Origin of the sequence: Pseudomonas sp. KCJK9016 (assembly GCF_046231795.1) — a bacterium.
Classification (GTDB): domain Bacteria; phylum Pseudomonadota; class Gammaproteobacteria; order Pseudomonadales; family Pseudomonadaceae; genus Aquipseudomonas; species Aquipseudomonas bananamidigenes.
On record NZ_JBJJMM010000023.1, the window covers coordinates 77,976 to 99,936 of the forward strand.

At 60.3% G+C, this 21,961-nt stretch carries 24 protein-coding genes; 7 read left to right on the forward strand and 17 right to left on the reverse strand.

The window, feature by feature from the left end:
- Nucleotides 1–11: 11 nt before the first annotated feature.
- Nucleotides 12–1,217 (reverse strand): acetyl-CoA C-acetyltransferase, encoded by a 1,206-nt coding sequence (locus tag ACK6BI_RS21210; RefSeq protein ID WP_409318584.1) that lies wholly within the window; start codon nucleotides 1,215–1,217, stop codon nucleotides 12–14.
- Between the two features lie 583 nt (nucleotides 1,218–1,800).
- Between ACK6BI_RS21210 and ACK6BI_RS21215 the strand changes: the two genes are divergently transcribed.
- Nucleotides 1,801–2,622 carry a c-type cytochrome gene (locus ACK6BI_RS21215; protein WP_409318600.1) on the forward strand — a complete coding sequence of 274 codons (822 nt, stop codon included), beginning with the start codon at nucleotides 1,801–1,803 and terminating at the stop codon, nucleotides 2,620–2,622.
- 40 nt (nucleotides 2,623–2,662) lie between these two features.
- On the opposite strand, the gene ACK6BI_RS21220 is transcribed toward ACK6BI_RS21215, so the two are convergent.
- The 10 genes from ACK6BI_RS21220 to ACK6BI_RS21265 form a co-directional block, all read right to left on the reverse strand.
- Entirely contained in the window at nucleotides 2,663–3,466 is an 804-nt protein-coding gene (locus ACK6BI_RS21220; protein WP_409318585.1) for a transglutaminase domain-containing protein, read from the reverse strand.
- On the reverse strand, nucleotides 3,463–4,413 hold the full coding sequence (locus tag ACK6BI_RS21225) for an alpha-E domain-containing protein (RefSeq protein ID WP_065258049.1): 951 nt from the start codon (nucleotides 4,411–4,413) through the stop codon (nucleotides 3,463–3,465). The genes ACK6BI_RS21220 and ACK6BI_RS21225 overlap by 4 nt, the downstream gene beginning before the upstream one ends.
- Before the next feature lie 12 nt (nucleotides 4,414–4,425).
- Nucleotides 4,426–5,835, reverse strand: coding sequence for a circularly permuted type 2 ATP-grasp protein (locus ACK6BI_RS21230; protein ID WP_409318586.1), 1,410 nt, complete (start codon nucleotides 5,833–5,835; stop codon nucleotides 4,426–4,428).
- A 478-nt stretch (nucleotides 5,836–6,313) separates the two neighbouring features.
- Nucleotides 6,314–6,661, reverse strand: coding sequence for a ribonuclease E inhibitor RraB (locus tag ACK6BI_RS21235; protein ID WP_409318587.1), 348 nt, complete (start codon nucleotides 6,659–6,661; stop codon nucleotides 6,314–6,316).
- Between the two features lie 210 nt (nucleotides 6,662–6,871).
- A complete protein-coding gene (locus ACK6BI_RS21240; RefSeq protein WP_065258052.1) occupies nucleotides 6,872–7,105 on the reverse strand; it encodes a hypothetical protein in 234 nt (77 codons plus the stop codon).
- Nucleotides 7,106–7,259: 154 nt separating this feature from the next.
- Nucleotides 7,260–8,135, reverse strand: a complete 876-nt coding sequence (speE, locus tag ACK6BI_RS21245; RefSeq protein ID WP_065258053.1) for a polyamine aminopropyltransferase — start codon at nucleotides 8,133–8,135, stop codon at nucleotides 7,260–7,262.
- Between the two features lie 135 nt (nucleotides 8,136–8,270).
- Nucleotides 8,271–8,462: a PLDc N-terminal domain-containing protein gene (locus tag ACK6BI_RS21250; protein ID WP_003223221.1), complete on the reverse strand. Its 192-nt coding sequence runs from the start codon at nucleotides 8,460–8,462 to the stop codon at nucleotides 8,271–8,273.
- Between the two features lie 74 nt (nucleotides 8,463–8,536).
- The gene (locus tag ACK6BI_RS21255; RefSeq protein ID WP_409318588.1) at nucleotides 8,537–9,067 is read right to left on the reverse strand and encodes a hypothetical protein; all 531 of its coding nucleotides are present in this window, start codon (nucleotides 9,065–9,067) and stop codon (nucleotides 8,537–8,539) included.
- Nucleotides 9,068–9,158: 91 nt separating this feature from the next.
- Nucleotides 9,159–9,677 (reverse strand): ankyrin repeat domain-containing protein, encoded by a 519-nt coding sequence (locus ACK6BI_RS21260; RefSeq protein WP_409318589.1) that lies wholly within the window; start codon nucleotides 9,675–9,677, stop codon nucleotides 9,159–9,161.
- A gap of 97 nt (nucleotides 9,678–9,774) precedes the next feature.
- A complete protein-coding gene (locus tag ACK6BI_RS21265; protein ID WP_409318590.1) occupies nucleotides 9,775–11,613 on the reverse strand; it encodes a long-chain-acyl-CoA synthetase in 1,839 nt (612 codons plus the stop codon).
- Nucleotides 11,614–12,001: 388 nt separating this feature from the next.
- Between ACK6BI_RS21265 and ACK6BI_RS21270 the strand changes: the two genes are divergently transcribed.
- Nucleotides 12,002–12,280 (forward strand): DUF3509 domain-containing protein, encoded by a 279-nt coding sequence (locus ACK6BI_RS21270; RefSeq protein WP_065258057.1) that lies wholly within the window; start codon nucleotides 12,002–12,004, stop codon nucleotides 12,278–12,280.
- 74 nt (nucleotides 12,281–12,354) lie between these two features.
- On the opposite strand, the gene mtnC is transcribed toward ACK6BI_RS21270, so the two are convergent.
- The 5 genes from mtnC to aroC all read right to left on the reverse strand — a co-directional run bounded on the left by mtnC (nucleotide 12,355) and on the right by aroC (nucleotide 16,572).
- Nucleotides 12,355–13,038 (reverse strand): acireductone synthase, encoded by a 684-nt coding sequence (mtnC, locus tag ACK6BI_RS21275; protein ID WP_409318591.1) that lies wholly within the window; start codon nucleotides 13,036–13,038, stop codon nucleotides 12,355–12,357.
- 4 nt (nucleotides 13,039–13,042) lie between these two features.
- On the reverse strand, nucleotides 13,043–13,588 hold the full coding sequence (locus ACK6BI_RS21280; RefSeq protein WP_409318592.1) for a 1,2-dihydroxy-3-keto-5-methylthiopentene dioxygenase: 546 nt from the start codon (nucleotides 13,586–13,588) through the stop codon (nucleotides 13,043–13,045).
- Nucleotides 13,589–13,680: 92 nt separating this feature from the next.
- Nucleotides 13,681–14,307, reverse strand: coding sequence for a methylthioribulose 1-phosphate dehydratase (locus ACK6BI_RS21285; protein WP_409318593.1), 627 nt, complete (start codon nucleotides 14,305–14,307; stop codon nucleotides 13,681–13,683).
- A complete protein-coding gene (locus tag ACK6BI_RS21290) occupies nucleotides 14,304–15,449 on the reverse strand; it encodes an MFS transporter (protein WP_409318594.1) in 1,146 nt (381 codons plus the stop codon). The genes ACK6BI_RS21285 and ACK6BI_RS21290 overlap by 4 nt, the downstream gene beginning before the upstream one ends.
- Nucleotides 15,450–15,480: 31 nt before the next feature.
- A complete protein-coding gene (gene aroC / locus ACK6BI_RS21295) occupies nucleotides 15,481–16,572 on the reverse strand; it encodes a chorismate synthase (RefSeq protein ID WP_409318595.1) in 1,092 nt (363 codons plus the stop codon).
- 130 nt (nucleotides 16,573–16,702) lie between these two features.
- Here aroC and ACK6BI_RS21300 point away from each other — a divergent pair, with 130 nt between their 5' ends.
- Nucleotides 16,703–17,656, forward strand: coding sequence for an alpha/beta hydrolase (locus ACK6BI_RS21300; protein WP_409318596.1), 954 nt, complete (start codon nucleotides 16,703–16,705; stop codon nucleotides 17,654–17,656).
- A gap of 87 nt (nucleotides 17,657–17,743) precedes the next feature.
- Entirely contained in the window at nucleotides 17,744–18,535 is a 792-nt protein-coding gene (locus ACK6BI_RS21305) for a hypothetical protein (protein ID WP_409318597.1), read from the forward strand.
- A 42-nt stretch (nucleotides 18,536–18,577) separates the two neighbouring features.
- On the opposite strand, the gene prmB is transcribed toward ACK6BI_RS21305, so the two are convergent.
- A complete protein-coding gene (gene prmB, locus ACK6BI_RS21310) occupies nucleotides 18,578–19,486 on the reverse strand; it encodes a 50S ribosomal protein L3 N(5)-glutamine methyltransferase (protein WP_409318598.1) in 909 nt (302 codons plus the stop codon).
- Nucleotides 19,487–19,725: 239 nt separating this feature from the next.
- On the opposite strand from prmB, the gene ACK6BI_RS21315 reads away from it, so the two are divergent.
- The 3 genes from ACK6BI_RS21315 (at nucleotide 19,726) to ACK6BI_RS21325 (ending at nucleotide 21,401) form a co-directional block, all read left to right on the forward strand.
- Nucleotides 19,726–20,316: a cysteine hydrolase family protein gene (locus ACK6BI_RS21315; protein WP_409318599.1), complete on the forward strand. Its 591-nt coding sequence runs from the start codon at nucleotides 19,726–19,728 to the stop codon at nucleotides 20,314–20,316.
- 132 nt (nucleotides 20,317–20,448) lie between these two features.
- Nucleotides 20,449–20,769: a hypothetical protein gene (locus ACK6BI_RS21320; RefSeq protein ID WP_085732350.1), complete on the forward strand. Its 321-nt coding sequence runs from the start codon at nucleotides 20,449–20,451 to the stop codon at nucleotides 20,767–20,769.
- Nucleotides 20,770–20,843: 74 nt separating this feature from the next.
- Nucleotides 20,844–21,401, forward strand: coding sequence for a Smr/MutS family protein (locus tag ACK6BI_RS21325; RefSeq protein WP_065258068.1), 558 nt, complete (start codon nucleotides 20,844–20,846; stop codon nucleotides 21,399–21,401).
- Nucleotides 21,402–21,961 lie beyond the last annotated feature (560 nt).

Here is a 21,961-nt window from a genome sequence, read left to right on the forward strand (position 1 = left end):
GTTCCTGAGGGTCAGAGGCGTTCGATGATGGTGGCGATACCCATGCCGCCGCCGACGCACAGCGTCGCGAGGCCGTAGCGCAGGCGTCGAGCTTCCAGTTCATCGAGCAAGGTGCCGAGGATCGCGCAACCGGTGGCACCCAGCGGATGGCCCATGGCAATCGAGCCGCCATTGACGTTGACCTTGTCCGGGTCGACGGCCATGTCCTTGATGAACTTCAGCACCACCGAGGCAAACGCCTCGTTGACCTCGAACAGATCGATGTCTTCGACCCGCAGCCCCGCCTTGGCCAGCGCCTTGCGGGTGGCCGGCGCCGGGCCGGTGAGCATGATGGTCGGGTCGGTGCTGGTGACCGCTGTGGCGACAATTCGTGCCCGAGGTCGCAGACCCAATGCGCGCCCTTTGGCCTCGGAGCCGATCAGCATCAGCGCCGCACCATCGACGATGCCCGAACTATTGCCCGGTGTGTGCACATGGTTGATCCGCTCGACGTGGCTGTAGACCCGCAGCGCCGTGGCGTCGAAACCCATCTGGCCGATCATCTCGAAGCTCGGCTTGAGCTTGCCCAGGCCTTCGAGAGTCGACTCGGCACGGATAAATTCATCATGATCGAGCAGGATGATGCCGTTCTGATCCTGCACCGGCACCAGCGACTTGTCGAACGAACCGTCGGCCCGGGCACGGGCGGCTTTCTGTTGCGAGTGCAGCGCGTAGGCGTCGACGTCCTGACGGCTGAAACCTTCAAGAGTGGCGATCAGGTCGGCACCGACACCTTGCGGGGTAAAATGGCTGTGCAGGTTGGTTTGCGGGTCCAGCGCCCAGGCGCCGCCGTCACTGCCCATTGGCACGCGAGACATGGATTCAACCCCGCCGACCACCACCAGCTCTTCGTATCCGGAACGCACTTTCATCGCGCCCAGGTTCACCGCTTCCAGCCCAGAGGCGCAGAAGCGATTGATCTGTACGCCAGCGACGCTGACGTCCCAGTCAGCCACTTGCACGGCAGTCTTGGCGATATCCGCGCCCTGGTCGCCAATCGGCGTAACGCAACCGAGCACCACGTCATCGACCTGGCTGGTATCCAGCTCCGTGCGGCTCTGCAATGCGGTCAACAGCCCGGCCACCAGGTTCACCGGTTTGACGCTATGCAGCGAACCGTCGGCCTTGCCTCTGCCACGGGGCGTGCGTAACGCATCGAAAATCAAAGCTTGGGTCATGGCGTTCTCGAACCTGTGCGGTGAGTGAAATTCGTGCTCCCACTCTTGGCCGGGACGCTCATGGATTCAATGACCACAGCGCTCAATGACGTTGACGTGCACGCTCAGACGGACGGTCATTCCCGGCCAGGTTAACCGGTTCAGGTCACCGAGCTGTCTAGCAAAAGGTCGGCAAAGAAGCTGGCAAAGGGCCTCATGCCTTTTTAATCGCGACTGGTAGCAAATACATGTGAAATGGATCTAAGCCAAGCGTGACGCGGGCCCTAAGGTGAACATGTACGTCGTTGTCGTCGGGTTTTGCCGAGGCAGGCGTTCTTCTACAGGAAGTGCAGCGCTTGCCGTCATGGACACGCAGGCAGGCATCAGGAAATAACAAAAAAGGCGGTCAAGCCATGTTCAAACAACCGAAAGTTCGTCAAGCGGGGCTCATCCTTTTCGCCACCACGCTGTTATTGATTTTGCCGAACCTGACCAAGGTGATTGGCTGATTCAAGCGGCGGGTGTTGCTCATCGCCACTCAAAATGTGACTGGCCCGCTATCCGGGCCAGCATGGCTGTGCCACTCTTTGCGCACTTCCACGACATGGACGGCGATCAATTGAAAGCACTCATTCTGTTTGGGGGCATGCTGCTGAGCATGTCCTTGTCTGCTGCTCAACTGGATCTGCAATTGGGCGAGAACAGTCGCACCTGGCAGACCGAGGAACTGCTCAAGCATCCTCAGGTGCAAACCCTCACGATCAAGAATGATGTGTCCTACAAGAAGGACATGACTTATCGCGCCGTGCCGATTGCCGCGCTGCTGACCGGCATCAAACCCGAAGATCACCTGCAAGCCGTGGCACTGGACGGCTTTGCCGCCGAGCTGGCCGCTGCGCCGCTGCTCGACACCAAAGGTTCCCGGGCCTGGCTGGCCATCGAAGACCCGGCCCACCCGTGGCCGCCGCTGTCGGAAGGCAAGCACAGCGCCGGGCCCTTTTACCTGGTGTGGACCGATCCGCAGGCCGGCAATATCAGTCCGGAACAATGGCCATTCGAAGTGGCGAGCATCAAACGCATGGCTCCAGTGGCCGAACGCTTCCCTGCCCTGCTGCCGGATCCTGCCTTGAAGGCCGATGACCCGGTGAATCAGGGGTTTGCACTGTTCCAGAAAAACTGCCTGGCCTGTCATCGACTGAATGGTGCGGGGGATGCGCAATTCGGGCCGGATCTGAATATTCCGTACAACCCGACCGAATACTTTGGCGCGGACTTTCTCAAGCGCTATATCCGCGATCCGCAGAGCTTGCGCCAGTGGCCGCAGGCGAAGATGCCGGGGTTCTCCGCCGATGTATTGCCGGATGCGGATCTGCAGAAACTGGTGGGGTATTTGCAGCACATGGCCGGGCGCAAGGTTAAACCGTGAGACATTTCTTGTGGGAGCGAGCAGGCTCGCTCCCCACAGCCTATTGTTGTTGCACCGAGATGACCGGGGTCGGCGAGACCAGCACCTTCGCATGCATCTGCTCTGCCCCGCCACCCCGGCGCATGCCCCGCACCGGGCAGGCATCCAGGTAGTCCAGCCCCACGGCCAGTTTCAAGTGCCGCTCCGGCCGCGCCAGTTCATTGGTCACATCAAAGCTGTACCAGGCGTCATCGATCCAGGCTTCGGCCCAGGCGTGGCTGGCCAGGTGTTCGCAATCCTCACTGTACAGATAGCCCGACACATACCGCGACGGCACCCCCAGACTGCGTGCACAGGCCAGAAACGCGTGGGCATGATCCTGGCAGACACCCGCCCGCCCGGCGAACGCCTCGGCGGCGCTGGTATCGACTTCGGTGGATCCCGGCGTATAGGTCATGTGCTGGTTCAAGCCATGCATCAAGTCGATCAGCGCAGTGCGGTCGCGCCGCTGTTTGCAGGACTTCTCGGCAAACGCCCGTAACGCCTCGTCCGCCTCGGTCAGCCGGGTGAAACGCAGGAACGGCAGCGCCGACTGGCGCTCATGTTCCGCTTCGCGCCTTTCGTCGATATCGACCTGCCCTCGGGCACCGATGATGATCGCTTCATGGGGTTCGTCCATGGTCAGGACATGCAGGATGTTGCCGAACGGATCGAGCTGGGCCCGCACCGGGCGCGGCAGGTCGAGTTGCCACCTCAGCACATGCTGGCGTTCGCTGTCGTGAGGGGTCAGGCGCAGGTACTGGATGCTCGCCCGCACCTGATCTTCATAGTGATAGGTGGTTTCGTGGCTGATGGAAAGTCTCATGCGGCCTCCAGATAGGAACTGTGAATGGCGTTGCCCAACTGGCGCACCAGTGGAATGAATTCGGTGAGCCAGGCGTGCAGCCCTTCCTCGAGGATTTCGTGGATGCCGGTGTAGCGCAGGCGTGCGTCCATTTCCGCCGCCAGCCGTTGCGCCGGGCGACCGTTGGCCCCTGGCAGTTGCGCGAGGATCTGGTCGATTTCTTCGGTGCAGGCCCGCAAGGAGCGCGGCACGTCGGCACGCAACAGCAGCAACTCGGCGACATGCCGGGCGCCGGGTGCGTCGCGATAGATCTCGGTGTAAGCCTCGAACGACGACAGCGCCCGCAATAACGCACTCCACTGGTAATAGGCGTGGGCGGTGCCGTCACTGACCGCCTCGGCCTGATCGCCGGCCATTTCATAGCGGGCGTCGAGCAGCCGTAACGTGTTGTCCGCCCGCTCGATGAACGTGCCCAGGCGAATGAAGCGAAACGCGTCGTTGCGCATGATGGTGCCGTAGGACGCACCGCGGAACAGGTGCGAACGTTCCTTGATCCACTCGCAGAAACGGCTCATGCCATAGCGGCTGAGGCCCTGGTTGGCGATCCCGCGGATCTCCAGCCAGGTGGCGTTGATGTTCTCCCACATGTCGGCGGTGATCCGCCCGCGCACCGCGTGGGCACTGGCTCGTGCCGCGCCGAGGCAGCTGTAGATGCTCGCCGGGTTCGCAGCGTCGAGGGCGAAGAAATGCAGCAATCGCTCGGCATGCAGCTCGCCGTGGCGCTCAAGGTAATCATCCAGGGTGCCGGTGATCATCAGCGGCATCGCCAGTTCATGCAGGCCATCACCACGGCCGTCCTGCGGCATCAGCGACAGCGAATAGCTGACATCGAGCATGCGGGCGAGGTTTTCCGCCCGCTCCAGGTAACGCGACATCCAGTACAGATCCGAGGCAGTTCTACTTAACATGGCAGGCTTCCTTCAATCCTCGACCACCCAGGTGTCCTTGGTTCCGCCGCCCTGGGATGAGTTCACCACCAGAGAGCCTTCACGCAAGGCGACACGGGTCAAACCGCCGGGCACGACCCGGGTTTCGCGACCGGACAATACGAACGGACGCAGGTCGATATGGCGCGGCGCAATGCCGTTTTCGACAAAGGTCGGACAGGTCGACAGCGACAGCGTGGGTTGCGCAATGTAGGCGTGGGGCCTGGCCTTGATCCGCTCGCGGAACGCTTCGATTTCCGCCGCCGTCGCCGCCGGTCCCACCAGCATTCCGTATCCGCCGGAGCCCTGGGTTTCCTTGACCACCAGATCCGCAAGATTGGCCAGCACATGGGAGAGTTCAGACGGGTTGCGACATTGCCAAGTCGGCACGTTCTGCAGGATCGGCTCTTCATCGAGGTAGAAACGGATCATTTCGGTGACAAACGGATACACCGACTTGTCGTCCGCCACGCCGGTGCCGATCGCATTGGCCAAAACCACGTTGCCGGAACGATAGGACGACAGCAATCCCGGCACGCCAAGCATCGAGTCCGGACGGAACGCCAGTGGATCGAGAAATGCATCGTCGAGACGGCGATAAATCACATCCACCGCTTTGGGACCGTCCGTGGTGCGCATGTAGACTTTGTCATCGCGCACGAACAGATCGGCGCCCTCAACCAGTTCCACGCCCATTTCCCGGGCCAGGAATGCATGCTCGAAAAATGCGCTGTTGAATCGTCCCGGCGTCAGTACCACGACACTCGGGTCATCGAGAGGGCTTGAGCTTTTCAGGGTATCGAGCAACAGGTTCGGGTAATGGTCGATGGGTGCGATGCGCTGGGCCGCGAACAGCTCGGGGAACAGGCGCATCATCATCTTGCGGTCTTCGAGCATGTAGCTCACGCCGCTGGGCGTGCGCAGGTTGTCCTCAAGCACGTAGTAGGTACCGTCGCCGTCGCGCACCAGATCGACGCCAGAGATGTGCGAATAGATATCGCGGTGCAGATCCAGCCCTTGCATCGCCAACTGGTATTGCTCGTTGGCCAGCACTTGCTCGGCGGGAATGATCCCGGCCTTGATGATGCGCTGCTCGTGATAGAGGTCGGCGAGAAACATATTCAGCGCCTTGACCCGCTGGATGCAGCCGCGCTCGACGATCCGCCACTCGCTGGCGGGAATGCTGCGCGGAATGGTGTCGAAGGGAATCAGGCGCTCCGTCCCTTGCTCGTCCCCATAGAGCGTGAACGTAATCCCGGCGCGATGGAACAGCAGATCGGCCTCGCGTCGCCGCTGGGCCAGCAGTTCCTCGGGTGTTTCTGCCAGCCAGCGGGCGAACTCTCGGTAATGCGGGCGAACCACGCCGCTGGCATCGTACATTTCATCAAAACTGGTGCGGATCATGCCGTACTCCTTGTCACTCCGGACATGCAGGCCATCGCAAGGCCCGTGCCATCGGCATAAACGCTTTGATTTCAACAGGTTGGATATTCACACCGCACGCACCGCACCATTCCTGTGCGGCAAATGCCTCAACCTGATCACCCCCGCTTCATTGCGACGCAGCGCCGTCGCCTATCAGCAGCATAGTCAGAGTTGATTTCACTGCCCGGCGCGGGCTGCGGATAATCCGTCCATCCGCTGCGAGACTTCCCGGGTGAAGCACGCAGCCCCACTGATCCGGCTTGCCCCGGCAAGCCCCTCCCGGCCGTAACCCTGACCGGTTTCCTCTCCTTCCGGTCTTCCCTTTCAGCCACCCTCTGCGGTGGCTTTTTTTTGCTCTGGATTCTTGTTTCAGGGTTTTACCGGACGTTTTTCAAGGTGCCGAAACGACAACGGCCGACCCGAAGGTCAGCCGTTGCCGGATGTGTGGCGAGGAGGATCAGTTCAAGCGATGGCGGTTGCGCACCTCCTGCTTCACGCCCCAGCCTTCGATGATGCCGCCCAGAGGCTCGACCACCGCCGAAAACCCCTGTTCGAAATCGCCGATGTCGTCGTAGGTTGCGTACATCACCTTGCTCAATTCCAGACACCAGGCGCCGTCGTCGCGCACACTGACCTGGGCATTGATGGATTCACCGCGAAACTTGCCTGCCGCCCTGCGCGCCCGCTCCTCGTCCGGGAAAATGGCGTAGAACTCGATGGGATGGAATCGGGAAAAATCGAAACCGCCTTCTTTCATGCGGCGCAGCACGTTGCTGCTGATGTCTTCTTGATAGGCTGTGCTCATGAACGTCCCCCTCGCATAGATGGATAGACTTTCCGTATTCCCTGCACCTGGCCAGACGGCTCAAGCGCTGTGACAACCGTGTTGCCGGCGGGAAACAAGCATGTAGCTGACAAGACCAGACCTTAGCGATCCGTTCGCTGATCTCGCTTGCAGAGTAGCCCCAGGACAGAGCCGCTGCCAAGGTCTGGTGCGTTACCGGGAAAAAGATTTTCAGACGGGAGTAATGCTGCGGATTTCGATGCTGTGCTGGTTTTTCAGGGTCTTCACGCCGGCGTCGGCGGTGCGACCTTCCAGGTCGTTGAGGTCAAGCTCGGCGACAACGGGCAGGAACCGTTCCTTGATGAGCCGGGCGGCTCGCTCATGACTCGGGCATTCTTCGCAATCGAAGACTTCATCGACGGTTTCACCATGATCGTCCACGAAAGTGACTTTCCACTTTGACATCGGAGCCTCCTCGATCAAACCCGCAAATGGGCTTACATGTATCTCGACTTTTGTCAGGATTGATCGTTCAAAAGCTTTACATCGATGCAACATGAAAAACATTTCATCTGCGGGAGCGAAGCGGCTCGCCCCCGCAGTGATGGCGGCCGAACGATCAGTCGTTGCCCGGTTTGTTCACCGCTTGCAGCACGTATTGCGGCAAGGCGAAGGCGCCGATGTGGATTTCCGGGTTGTAGTAGCGGGTGACGATGCCGCTGCCGATGAAGCGCTGCTGCAGCACTTCACGGCTCAGCTTGCGGTAGGCCGGGTTGGTCGAGCCCCAAGCGAACGTCATCGAACCGCCGATGTAGGTCGGCACGGCCGCCTGGTAGAAGTGCCAGTCCGGGAACAGGCTGCGCAGACGACCGGCGGTGGTTTTCACCTCGTCGATCTGCATGAACGGCGTGCCGTTCTGGGTCACGAGGATACCGCCCTCGTTCAGGCAGCGATGGCAAGCCTGATAGAAGTTTTCCGAAAACAGCACTTCGCCGGGACCGATCGGGTCGGTGGAGTCGGAAATGATCACGTCGAACTTTTCCGTGGTGGTCGCGACGAAACGCATGCCGTCGTCGATCACCAGGTTCAGGCGTGGATCGTCATAAGCGCCGCTGGAGTGGTTCGGCAGAAACTCCTTGCACATATCGACCACAGTGCCGTCGATTTCGACCATGGTGATGTGCTCGACGCTGGCGTGTTTGGTCACTTCGCGCAGCATGCCGCCATCGCCGCCGCCGATGATCAACACGCGCCTGGCGGTGCCGTGGGCGAGGATCGGCACGTGGGTGAGCATTTCGTGGTAGATGAATTCATCGGCTTCGGTGGTCTGGATCACGCCGTCCAGCGCCATCACACGGCCCATGCGCGGGTTCTGGAAGATCACCAGGTGCTGGTGTTCGGTGCGCACTTCGTGCAGCAGTTTTTCCATGCGAAAACGCTGGCCGTAGCCTTCGTAGAGGGTTTCCAGGTATTCGCTGGTCTTGGTGACGGTCATGGTGAAGTGCTCCGATGAATGCGCGGGCGCCAATCGTCAGGTTCGATTGCCCGGGAAAGGCGCGCATTCTACGTTGCCGAAGATGACAGGTCGAACCTCAGTTCATCGGCCCCGCGCAATCCAAGGTGCGAACGGTCAGATCCGCACATTGCCCCGCGGCCCGGCAATTGCCCAGATGATCAGGCCCAGTACCGGCAGAAGGATGATCAACAGCACCCAGAGAATTTTCATCCCGGTCTCGGCGCCGCTTTTCAGCACATTGATGATCGCCCAGATGTCGAGGGCAAGAATGATCAGGCCGATCAGGCCGTTGAACGTGGAACCCATGGTGTCGCTCCAGAAGAATAGTGGCGTGCACTTTTAGGATAGACGGTCACGCGCAGGGTTCCCTTTTATTGCATTCAGACGTGGACGGCGACCTTCAAGGCTTCCAGCGAAGGCGCAGCGGCGATGCCCACTTCGGCGCACAGCTCCAGCACACGCGGCACGTCGTTGCCGTAGACCAGCACCACTTGCAGCTCGTCGTCGAGCAACTGGCTGAAGTTCATCAGCGTGTAACCGCCGTTTTCCTTGTTCAGACTGCTCATCTGCACCTGAATGCGATTCAGCGCGGTCAGGGCTTCGGTCCTGGCCAGTTGCTTGGGTTTGAGGTTGAACGCCACGTTCGGACCGAACGAGGCGATGATCCGGGCGAACAGGTCAACGTAGTTGTCGGCCTGGAACAGCACAGTATCCGGCAGGCTGCCGACCACGACCCACTCGCCCAGCGGAATCGGGAAGGTGTCGTCGTAGTTGATGTCCGGGTTGGCGGTCAGAAAAGCGTCGGCATCGGCGTAGGCCTGTGCGGCTTCATCGGCGACCTTCCGGATCTCGTCTTCGCCCATGCAGCCGGAGCTGATTTTGCTGATGAGTTCGACGAGTGCGGCTTTCATGGGGGGCAGGTCCTGTGGCGAAGGGATTTCGAGGGCGCGAAGGATAGCGCATTCTCGTCCTCGCCACAGAGCCGGTTGCGGATCGGCGGCTTCAGCCCAACAGTTTTTCCAGCTGCGCGGTGGTGTCCACGGCACCCATGGTGCGCGCCGCATCCAGCGCGGTAACGCCGTTGGCGTCCTTGGCTTTCGGGTCAGCGCCCTGGTCGATCAGATACTCGACGATCTCGACCCGATTGAACATCGCCGCCATCATCAACGCCGTACGACCGTCGAAGGAGGCGCCTTCAATCTGCGCCCCGCCGGCCACCAGGGCCTTGACCACGGCCAGATCGCCCTTGAACGCGGCGCCGGCAATCGGACTCTGGCCATTGCCGTTGCGCTTTTCAGGATCGGCCTTGTGCTTGAGCAGCACTTGTACGGCGTCCACATGCCCGTAGTAGCTGGCGAGCATCAGCAGGGTATCGCCCTTGCTGTTGGTGAGGTTCACCGGCAAACCGGCCGTGATCAGGCGATCCAGCATCACCGCGTCGCCTTCGCGCGCCTTGTTGAATACCTGCTCGGTGAATTCGGCAGCTTCTTCGGGCGTCATCTGGCGGCCTTGGTCGGACATGGGGCAACTCCACTTTCAGTCAATCGGAAAGCCGCTAGTTTCCCGAGCGCGACGATAGCTGTCACCCGCTTTTTTCCAAGACAACCAATAGCCAATATCAATAACGCAATTTACCTGCGCGGATATCCGCAAGGATTTCATCCGTCACCTGTTCGTAGGTTTCAGTGCCCGGCAGCCAGGCGTAGACAGGGTCATCTCCGGTCAGGCCCGGGTCGAAGCCTTCGTTTTTAAGGCGCGTCTTCTGGTATTTGAACGTGCCGGTGGTTTCCATTTTCACCTTGACCCTCAGGAACAGCGGTACCGCGTAGGACGGCATGCGCTGGCGGGCAAACGCCAACAGTTCGGTGAAGTCGAGAGTCGCCAGGGACTCGGCCGGTGTAATCGCCGCCATCCCGGCGCGTCCGTTGGTATCGGGAATTTCCACACCATAAGCCACGGCTTCGGAAATGTGCGGGTGCTGCAGCAACAGGTTCTCGACCTCGGTGGTCGAAACGTTCTCGCCTTTCCAGCGGTAGGTATCGCCGAGGCGATCGACAAATTGCGCATGGCCGAAGCCGATGTTGCGCAGCAGGTCCCCGGTATTGAAGAAGCGGTCACCCTTGGCGAATACATCCTGCAGCACGACCTTGGCGGTTTTCTGCGGATCGGTGTAGCCATCCAGCGGCGCCTTGTCGTCAATTCGCGCCAGCAACAGCCCTCGCTCGCCCCGGCCGACCTTGCGCATGAAACCGTCGTCGCCGCGAATCGGTTCGCCGCTGTCCTGATCGTAAGCGACCAGTTCCCAGGCCATCAGCGAAAAACCGATGGTGTTGTCGAAATTGAGGATGTTGGTGAAACCGATATTGCCGTCGCTGGCTGCATACAGTTCGCAGATGTGATTCACCGCAAAGCGGGTCTTGAATTGAGCCCAGGCACCTGGCCGCAAGCCGTTGCCGATCATCTTGCGCACGTCATGGCGGCTGTCATCGCTGCTGGCCGGCTGATCCACCAGATAACGACACAACTCGCCGACGTAGCCGATGGTGGTAGCACGGTAGCGCCGCACGTCGCTCCAGAACTGACGGGCGCTGAACTTGCGGCGAATGGCGAAACCCGACGCGCCATTGACCGCCGATCCCCAGCACACACAAAGCCCGGTGGCGTGATACAGCGGCAAGGTGCAATAGACGATGTCGTCCGGACGCATGTCGAGAGCGATCATGCCGAAGCTCGCCGAACTGCGCATCCAGCGCCCATGCTTGAACACCCCGGCCTTGGGCAAACCGGTGGTGCCGGAGGTGTAGATGTAGAAACAGGGGTCGTCGAAGAAGATCTGCCGACTGCTGGCCGGGTTGTCGCCGGGTGCATCGGCACTGGCGCTGATCAGATTGGTGTAACCCTGCGGAGCGATGCCCGGATGACTGAACGTATCCTGATCGGCCACGAACCAGGTGCGGGCCGGCGCAATCGTCACTTGCTCGCGTACTGCTGCAAACGCTGGCAGCAACTCCTCACCAACGACGATCGCCACCGGCGCCACGAGATTGATGCTGTGGATCAGCGTGTCGCGGGTCTGTGAAGTGTTCAGCAGCGCACTGACAGCACCGACCTTGGCCAGCGCCAGAATCGTCACCAGCAGTTCCGGACGGTTCTCGATGAACACGGCTACCACATCGCCTTTGCCGATGCCCTGTTCGATCAAATAATGAGCAATGCGGTTGGCCCACTGGTTGACCTGGGAATAACTGAGCACCACCTCGCCCGACAGCAGCGCGGGACCCTCGGGATTGCGCAGGGTCGCTTGCTCGAATGTCCAGCCAAGACCACAGGTCTGGGTCGGATCCTTGACGTTGGCCACCTTCAGGCCTTTCACCACCCGCGGGATGGCTTTGGCGATCGTCGGCAGTTTGCGGAGCATCATGCCCCAGGTAATCGTGTCGCCAGGCGCGTGACTCATGGCAGCTCCCGTTGGGCCTTGACGTGCAGGCCGGATTTTTATTGTCGGGCAATCGGGTGAGGCAACCGGCGCTTCTTGAGCGAGGGTCGAGGCCGAAAATACGTCAGGGTTTCTCGGGCTGTACACGCGGTTTTTGCAATGTTTTGTATCCGTCAGCGCTACAGGACGAAGCGTGATCGCGGCGGGATGCAATGGTTCCGTCAGATCGACAGCAATCCCGCAAAATGCAGGATGCACGATGGCCATTCATGCAGATTGCACGACAGCCTGAATTTCAAATATCTATAAATTATTGATTTATAAAGAATTTATAAAAACAAAATACTGGCACAATCACTGCAACCTCCTCCGCATGCTTGCCCTTCAAGTGCATACGGAGCTGAAAGACATGAGCCTGATCCAAGAAAAATTTACCTCCCTGTTCTCCAACTTCGCCGTCACCACCCAGCCACGTCCCGATGGCGGGATCCTGCTGACGCTCAAGAGCGCCGACGGCAAAGTGTTCAAGCGTGCGCTCACCTATCAGCAATTGCATGCCGCCGACCAACTGTCGTGGGCGATCAGCGCGATTCGTCGTGATCTGGCGGAACAGGCCAGTGAGCTGCCGCAGATCGGCATGCTGCAAAGCCAGCAGCGTTTTGCCCTGCCGACCTATCACTCGATGTAACGAACACTGCATAAACAAACAGGCCGGGGAGCTTTCGCTTCACGGCCTGTTTGTTTGCACGTCGATTGGTGGAGTCAGAACGCTTCCGGTTCGATCCCGGTAAAGCTGTCGACGGTCACATGCCCTTCCAGCTCCCCGCCCTCACGGGCCAGGCCACAGGTTTGCAGGCCGGCGGACCGGGCGGCATCGAGTTCCTGCACGATGTCGGACAGAAACAGGATCTCCTGCGGCTCGACCCCGATGGCCTGCTGGATAGTGCTGTACGACTGCGCTTCGCGCTTGGGCCCTGAAGTGGTGTCGAAGTAGCCGCTGAACAGCGGCGTCAGATCCCCGGCTTCCGAGCAGCCGAAAATCAGCTTCTGTGCCTGGATCGAACCGGACGAATAAACAAACAGTTGATAACCAGCCTGATGCCAGCGCTGGAGCGCTTCGACGGCGTCCAGGTATACATGCCCTTTCAACTGACCGGCCTGATAGCCTTGCTCCCAGACCATGCCCTGCAACGCTTTCAGCGGCGTGGCCTTGCGATCTTCGGCGATCCAGGCCAGCAGAATCTCTACAACTCGTTCAACGTCGGCCTGGGGTTCGTTGCTGTCACGGCGCACGGCGTCCAGTTGCCCGGCAACGTCCGCACGGGCGGCGTTCTGGCGGACGAAGTCCGGCAGATGCTTCGCCGCATACGGAAACAGCACGTCGAACACAAAACTCACCGCGCTGGTGGTGCCTTCGATATCGGTGAGGATGACCTTGATCGACATCGGCTCAATCCTCCAGACGCGGGAAACGACCGGCGATGTCTTCGCCGGTGAAATTGGCAACCCAGCCTTCAGGGTTATTGAACAGACGGATCGCCACGAAATGCGGGTTCTCGCCCATGTCGAACCAGTGTTTGGTGCCCGCCGGTACCGAAATCAGGTCATTCTTCTCACACAGCACGGCGTAGACGTAATCGTCGATGTGCAGGGTAAACAGGCCACGACCGGCGACGAAAAAGCGCACTTCGTCTTCACCATGGCGATGTTCTTCGAGAAACTTGGCACGCAACTCGGCTTTCTGCGGATGATCGCTGTCGAGGCTGACCACATCGACGGTGATGTAACCGCGCTCGGTCATCAGTTTGTCGATTTGCTCACGGTAGGCGCCGATCACTTCTTCCTGACTGGCACCAGGCTGGATCTTCGCGGCGGCTTGCCAGCGGTCGAAGCGCACACCCTGCTCGGCCAGGGTCGAGGCGATGTCTTCGAAGTGGGTCAGCACCTTGTTCGGAATTTCAGGGCTGGAAACGTGATAGACGGACAGGCTGCTCATGGGGCAATTCCTCGGTATCGGCCTTGCCGTCCGGTTCTTCGAGACCGGTCGGGCACTGCATTCATCAGGCAAATGGGCTGGTTCTGGTGAAGTCAGCCTTGGCGGTTCATGACGCTGCGGGTCTTCAACTCGCATTCAAACAGGAATTCAAAGGCTTCGATCTGGCGCAATGCGTCACTCATCTGCGCACCCCAGGTGTAGAGACCGTGACCGCGAATCAGATAACCGACGCAATCGGGATGGGCATCGAGCCAAGGCTGCACCTGGGCGGCGAGGCGTGCAATGTCCTGATCGTTATCGAAGATCGGCACTCGCACACGGGATTCGTGGGTCGAAATGCCGCTGAAGGCTTTTTGCAATTCGTAGTCTTCAAATTCGATGAAATCTTCCGGCGTCAGGCGCGACAGCACCGTGGCGTTCACCGAGTGGGTGTGCAGCACCGCGCCGATTTCCGGACGCCAGCTATAGAGCTGGGTGTGCAGCAGGGTTTCGGCGGACGGCTTTTTGCCCGGCTCCAGGCTGTTGCCGGACAGGTCGGTCGCCAGCACATCGTCCAGACCCAATTGGCCCTTGTGCTTGCCGGACACGGTCAGCAGCGCTTCGCTCGGCGACAGGCGCGTCGAATAGTTGCTGCTGGTGGCCGGCGACCAGCCGCGGCCATAAAGAAAACGCCCGGCATCGATGATCTGCTGGGCAAGCTGTTCACGGGTAAGGCTCATGGCCTGTCCTCTTGCATACGTGTGGCAATGATAACGGCAGCCGCGAGTGCCGCGAGACTGGCAATACTAAAGGTCAATGTCGCACCGAGGGCGTTCCAGCTGTAACCGGCATACAACGCGCCAAGGGCACCGCCGGTGCCGGCCAGCGCGGCGTACAGCGCCTGCCCCTGCCCTTGCTGACGGGCGCCGAAGCTACGTTGCACGAATGCGATGGCAGCGGCGTGAAAGCTGCCGAATGTCGCAGCATGAAGCACCTGGGCAAACAGCAGCACCCAGAGAAATTCGGCGAACGAACCTAACAGCAACCAACGCAGTGCCGCCAGCAGAAAACTCGCCATCAGCACCCGGCGCAGGGAGAAGCGCATAAGAATCCGGCTCATCGCCATGAACATCAGCACTTCCGCCACCACGCCAACGGCCCAGAGCATGCCGATCACCCCACGGCTGTAGCCCAGTCGTTCAAGGTGCAAGGTCAGAAACGTGTAATACGGCCCGTGGCTCATCTGCATCAGCGCCACGCAACCGTAGAACGCCAGCACCCCGGATTGGCGCAGTTGTTTGAGGAAGCCCTCCCCCGTCGGCCGGTTGCCCTGAGGCGGTTGCGCGTTCGGCACCCACAGACTGCTGAGCACGATACCGGCCATGATCAGCACCAGCGCTGTCGGATAAATGTCGAGGCTCAGCCATTCGAACAACCGTCCGAGGGCGACCACGGTGATGATGAAACCGATGGAACCCCACAGCCGGATCTGGCTGTAGCGAGACGTCTGGCCTTGCAGATGCGCCAGGGTGATGACTTCAAACTGCGGCAATACGGCGTGCCAGAAGAAGGCGTGCAAGGCCATGACCATCGCCAGCCAGGCGTAGGTCTTGCTGACGAAAATCAACGAGAACGTCAGCAGCGTGCACAGCGCGCCGAAGCGCACGATGGCCAGTCGTCTGCCGGTGTAGTCACCGAGCCAGCCCCAGATGTTCGGCGCCACGCAGCGCATCAGCATCGGGATCGCCACCAGCTCGCCGATGCGTGCGGCGCTGAACCCGAGGTGATCGAAATACAGCGCCAGAAACGGCGCCGTGGAGCCGAGCAAGGCGAAATAGAACAGATAGAAACTGGACAGCCGCCAGTACGGGAGCGCCGCCACGGTCAGACCGCAGCGGCTGTGAGTCGACCCATCAGAGCTGACCCAGCACCGGCGTGTTCACCCGCACGTCGGCGTTCTGACCACGGTGACGCAGCAGGTGATCCATCAGCACGATGGCCATCATCGCCTCGGCAATCGGCGTGGCACGGATGCCGACGCACGGGTCGTGACGGCCCTTGGTGATCACTTCGACCGGGTTGCCGTCGATGTCGATCGAACGGCCCGGGGTGGTGATGCTCGACGTCGGTTTCAAGGCCAGATGCGCGACAATCGGCTGACCCGACGAGATGCCACCGAGGATGCCGCCAGCGTTGTTGCTGAGGAAACCTTCCGGGGTCAGCTCGTCGCGGTGCTCGGTGCCACGCTGGGCGACACAGGCGAAACCGGCGCCGATCTCCACGCCCTTGACCGCGTTGATGCTCATCAGCGCATGGGCCAGTTCGGCGTCGAGACGGTCGAAGATCGGCTCGCCCAGACCCGGCATCACACCTTCGGCGACCACGGTGATCTTCGCCCCGACCGAGTCCTGGTCGCGGCGCAGCTGGTCCATGTAGGCTTCCAGTTCCGGCACCTTGTCCGGGTCCGGGCTGAAAAAGGCATTCTGCTCGACCGACTCCCAGGTCTTGAACGGAATTTCGATCGGGCCGAGCTGGCTCATGTAGCCGCGAATGACGATGCCCTGAGTCGCCAGGTATTTCTTGGCAATCGCACCGGCCGCCACCCGCATCGCGGTCTCCCGCGCGGAGCTGCGACCGCCGCCGCGGTAATCACGCTCGCCGTATTTGTGATGGTAGGTGTAATCGGCATGGGCCGGACGGAACAGATCCTTGATCGCCGAGTAGTCCTTGGACTTCTGGTCGGTGTTGCGAATCAGCAGGCCGATGGAGCAACCGGTGGTGCGCCCCTCGAACACGCCGGAAAGGATTTCGACTTCGTCGGCCTCCTGACGCTGGGTGGTGTGACGGCTGGTGCCCGGCTTGCGGCGGTCGAGGTCGCGCTGCAGGTCTTCAAGGGAGATCTCCAGGCCCGGCGGGCAGCCGTCGACAATGGCGACCAACGCCGGACCATGGCTTTCGCCCGCGGTGGTGACAGTGAACAACTTGCCGTAGGTATTGCCGGACATGCAGGACGCTCCGTTAAATCAAACCCGAATTCATGATGCGCGCCAGTATACGCAGGCTAACCGAGTAGTTCATCCTCGAACCTTGGCGGTGTTGGTGAGTCCAACCGGCACCTTGGCAAATGATGGCGTGATGATGCTGCGAGTTTTGATCTTGAGCCTTACCCTGTTTACTGGCTACGTCCAGGCAATGGTCCTGCAACGCCCGGTGACGCTGGACACCGGCAACGGAGAACTTTTCGGCTCGCTTTTGCTGCCGAAGTCTGACAATCCGGTGCCGATTGTTCTGATTCTGTCTGGCTCCGGTCCTACGGATCGTGACGGAAACAACCCGGATGGCGGGCGCAACGACAGCCTCAAGCGGCTGGCCTGGGTGCTGGCCAAACACAATATCGCCAGCGTGCGCTTCGACAAGCGCGGGGTGGCCGCGAGCCTGGCCGCGACGCCGGATGAGCGCAATCTGTCGGTGGAGGCCTACGTTGCGGACGCCGTGGCCTGGGGCCGGAAGCTCAAGGCCGATCCGCGCTTCGGTCCGCTGATCCTGCTTGGCCACAGCGAGGGTGCACTGATTGCCAGCCTGGCCGCACCGAAAGTCGACGCCGCTGCGGTCATCTCGCTGTCCGGGACGGCGCGGCCGATCGATCAGGTCCTGCGCCGGCAACTGGCCCGCAGCCTTCCACCACCGTTGATGCAGCGCAGCAACGAGCTGCTCGACAGCCTCAAGGCCGGACATACCGACGACAACGTGCCGCCGCCGTTGCAGGCGATCTTCCGTCCGAGCGTGCAGCCCTATCTGATTTCTCTGTTCCGTCAGGACCCGTCCGCAGCCTTTGCCCGACTGAAAATGCCGGCCTTGATCGTCCAGGGCAGCAATGACATTCAGGTCCAGGTCGATGACGCCAATCTGCTCAAAGCGGCAAAACCCGATGCCACACTGGCGGTGATCGAAGGCATGAATCATGTGATGCGCATCGTGCCCAATGACGTGCAACGGCAAGTGGCGTCCTACAAGGACCCGAATCTGCCGCTGGCGGCCGAACTGGGAACGCGGATTCTCGGGTTTATTGACGGACTTCGCACCCGTTAACCCTCCAGTCCTGGAAAAAACGGCCGATAAGCCTTTGTCGCCAGCGTACTGGCTGGCGGCAAGCAGCTTGGACAGGATCTCGCCGTTATGACTGATACCCAGACTTCACCCGACACCACCGCTGAAAAAGACGCACCGCCAGCGGTCGAGCTGCCGTGGGCGGATGTCCACGTCGAGCACCACAAAATGCTCCGCCTGGCGCCGTTGCAGACCGACCGCAACACCGGCGGGCGACCGTTGCGTTTTGTCGAATTCGGTTACGCCGAGCGCAACGGCAAAGACCAAAGCCTGATGCGCATGGAGATCAAACTGCCTGCCCAGCGCGTGCGCAAAGAACAGAATCAGCTCGATGTGTGGGTCGACCACAAGACCAAACGCGTGCACTTCGGCCCGGACAGTGGTTTGCAGATCGAACCGCCGAACCGCGGCATCGGTCGCTTCATGGCTGCCCAGGGCATCAACTGGGCGAAGAAGCGCTGGCCCACCTACACCGTCGACGGCATGGACCTGAACAACAAGGACGCGCTGAACGAAGCCACCCGCCTGCGCCGCGATCACTTTCTGCGGGTACACGGCTTTGATGTGGTGTACGCCGACGCCCAGCACTTGAAGGGCAGCATCAAGGAAGTCCGGGTCGGTGATTTGCTCGGCGACTGGAACACTGAAAAGCTGCAGATCGTCGAGATTCTCGAGGCCGCGCAGATGCTGCAGCAAGCCGAGCAGAACCTGACCGAACAGGAAGTCAAACTGAAGCAGCAGGAAGACAAGGTCAGCAAGTTCAAGCGTGAAGATGCCGGTTTGCGCTTCACCATTACCTGTCTGGTGGCGTTTGCGGTGTTTCAGGCGGGATTGCTGATCTGGATTGCCACACACCGCTAAGCCAACGATCGTTCCCACCGAGATGGGACCGATCGGTTCAGGTCAGACGCGGGAAGCGAACAGCGCCTGATGATTGCGGCACTGTTCGGCAGTCAGCATGAACACGCCATGCCCGCCGCGCTGGAATTCCAGCCAGGCGAAATCGACTTCCGGGTACAGCGCTTCGACGTGTACCTGGCTGTTGCCCACCTCGACGATCAGCAAACCCTTCTCGGTCAGGTGATCCGCTGCTTCGGCGAGCATCCGGCGCACCAGGTTCAAACCATCGTCGCCACAGGCCAGGCCCAGCTCGGGCTCATGCTGGTATTCGTCCGGCATGTCGGCAAAATCTTCCGCATCGACGTAGGGCGGGTTCGACACGATCAGGTCGAAACGCTGACCCGGCAGACCATCAAAACCATCGCCCTGCACCGTGAACACACGCTCATCGACGCCATGGCGCTCGATGTTCTGGTTCGCCACTTCCAGGGCTTCGAACGACAGGTCCGCCAGCACCACTTCGGCATTCTGGAACTCGTAGGCGCAAGCGATGCCGATGCAGCCGGAGCCCGTGCACAGGTCGAGAATCCGCGCCGGCTCGTCGCCGATCCACGGCGCAAAACGGTTTTCGATCAACTCGCCGATCGGCGAACGCGGGATCAGCACGCGCTCATCGACGATGAACGACAGGCCGCAGAACCATGCCTCACCGAGCAGATAAGCGGTGGGAATGCGCTCTTCGATTCGGCGTTTGAGCAAGCGTTGCAGGTTGACCAGTTCGTCGTCTTCCAGCGCACAGTCCAGATAGCTGTCAGCAATTTCCCATGGCAGGTGCAGGGCGCCGAGCACGAGTTGCCGGGCTTCGTCCCAGGCATTATCGGTGCCGTGGCCGAAAAACAGATCCTCCCCATGGAAGCGGCTGACGGCCCAACGGATGTGGTCGCGCAGGGTACGAAGTCGGGAAGTGATCACGGGGCAGAACTCCAGAAAAAACGACTGGCGATTCTAGCAGCCAAAACGCGCCGCGACGACGCAGGAAATATCCCGGATCGACAGTAGGAGCATTCCGAATTCCTTATCAGCTATTGAACAGAACGTGTAACTTGACGAGGCTGCAGGCCAGAAACGACGGTGCCTACGATGGTAGCGATTCACAGAACCGCTCAGCCAGAGGACAATGTCGCAAAAGCCCCACCCCAAGGAGCCCCAGAATGTCCGTTCCAAAAACGATGTTTCAACTCAGCGGTCGCGGTTACGCAGCGGCCACGTTGAGCCATGCCACCCTGGTCATCATCGATGCCCAGAAAGAGTACCTCAGTGGCCCGCTGGCCCTGAGCGGCATGGACGCGGCTGTCGCGAACATCAAACAACTGGTTGCCGCCGCACGCGCAGCCGGCCGGCCGATCGTGCACGTACGCCACCTCGGCACCGTCGGCGGTCTGTTCGACCCGCAGGGCGAACGCGGCGAATTCATCCCCGGTCTGGAACCCCGGGGCGATGAAACCATCATCGGCAAACTGCTGCCGAGCGCTTTCCACGGCACCGAACTTTACGATCGCCTGCAAACTCTCGGCTCGCTGGACCTGATCGTCTGCGGCTTCATGAGCCATTCCAGCGTCAGCACCACCGTACGCGCGGCGAAGAATCTTGGATTCCGCTGCACGCTGGTTGAAGACGCCTGCGCCACGCGTGATCTGCCATTCAAGGGCGGCGTGCTCAGCGCCGCCCGGGTACAGGAGGCGGAAATGGCGATCATGGCCGACAACTTCGCCACCCTTGCCCGGACTCAGGACCTGATCTGATACACCTGCCCGTGAGCGGCCCGGCCCGCCGCTCATCCGCAAAAGCCTCGCATTTGCTTCAATTACCCTAGCCTCAGGAACAACCCGGGCAACTCCCGGTCGAAGGGCCGATACCCATTGAGGAAGGTCGGAATGAAGTTATCCGATGGATTTGACGCACGCCGCTTGCGGCCCAAAGGCCAAAGCAACTGGCGTTTTCGATTTGGCGCAGCGATCGCCGCCATTCTGGCGACGTTCGGTGTGCTGTTGGCGATGGCCGGGGCCGCCAGCCTGATCGGGCACCCGCCGGCACTCGGTGACTTGAATGCGACACCGATGGGCTCGGCGATCATTCTGGCCGTCGGACTGTTGTTCCTGTACTTCGGCGTGGCCCTGTGGCGCCGTTGCCGGCGTCGCGCACGGCAATCGCGGGAACTGAACATGTCCCCGCACCTGATGAAAAAACACGACTGAATCGACGGCCTGGCTTTTTGCCGGGCCGTTTTGTGTCTCTTTGGGTAAACTGGCCGCCCTTCGCGGAGGCTGATATGCAAGACGACGATTTTTCTCTGTTCAAAAGTGCGATCCAAGGCGTCAAGCCGATCAAGCACGACCGCGCCGATACCGGCAAACCCAAGACTGACCGTGCGCAAATCGCCAAACTGCGCCAGTCCGCCACCATCCGTACCGAAACCACCACCGTTGACGGTCTGTCCGATCAGTTCGTGATCGACGTCGGCCCCGAAGACGAACTGATGTGGGCCCGCGACGGGGTGCAGGAAAGCCAGATGCGCAAGCTCAAAATCGGACAGATCCCGTTCGAAGGCAGCCTTGACCTGCACGGCATGAGCGTCGAAAAGGCCCGGGAAACCCTTTGGGCGTTTCTCGCCGAGGCGACTAAATTCGAAATCCGCTGCGTACGCGTCACCCACGGCAAGGCCGTGCGTCTGGACGGCAAGCGCCCGATGATCAAAAGCCACGTCAACACCTGGCTGCGCCAGCATGCGCAAGTGCTCGGGTTCTGCTCGTGCCAGGCGAAACACGGCGGCGCCGGGGCGGTTTACGTGATGCTCAAACGCACCATGATGGAAGGCCGCGACGAATAATCCCGTCACACCGAACTTGCAGGGTCGTGTCCGCCACCGTACCCTTGCCCTTTGCGAAAATCCCCACAGGTAGTTTCATGTCCCTGGAACAGAATTACACCGCCATGTTTACAGGTCTTCGGTGAGTTATCAGGGGCAATAAAATCAAGAACTTAGGTCCAGCATACACTTACGAAATCGCACTGAAACGTGGTCATTGGTACGAAAATCGGTACAGCCTCTTCCACGTATGCTCCTGAAAAAAAGCCCCGCCTCACTCTCACGAGATGGGTTTTTTCTTGCCTGATAGTTTAATGCCAGAGCTAAATGGGGCCTTTCAGACTAAAGCAGATTGTCGCAAGCCTAGTGTTCTAGCTAGATGTGCCTGCCTAGACGTCCAAGTCGCGAAAGGGTAATGTGGAGATAACCGGTATACGTAGTAGACGTTTTAGTATAAGTAAGGGTTATCTTTTCGCTCCGCATTACGGTTCCGCTCTAAATCTAAACCTTAACGCCAACTCGCAAACCCAACACATTGTTAATGCGGAACACAGAGCAGATCATGGCGAGAGGCGATTCCA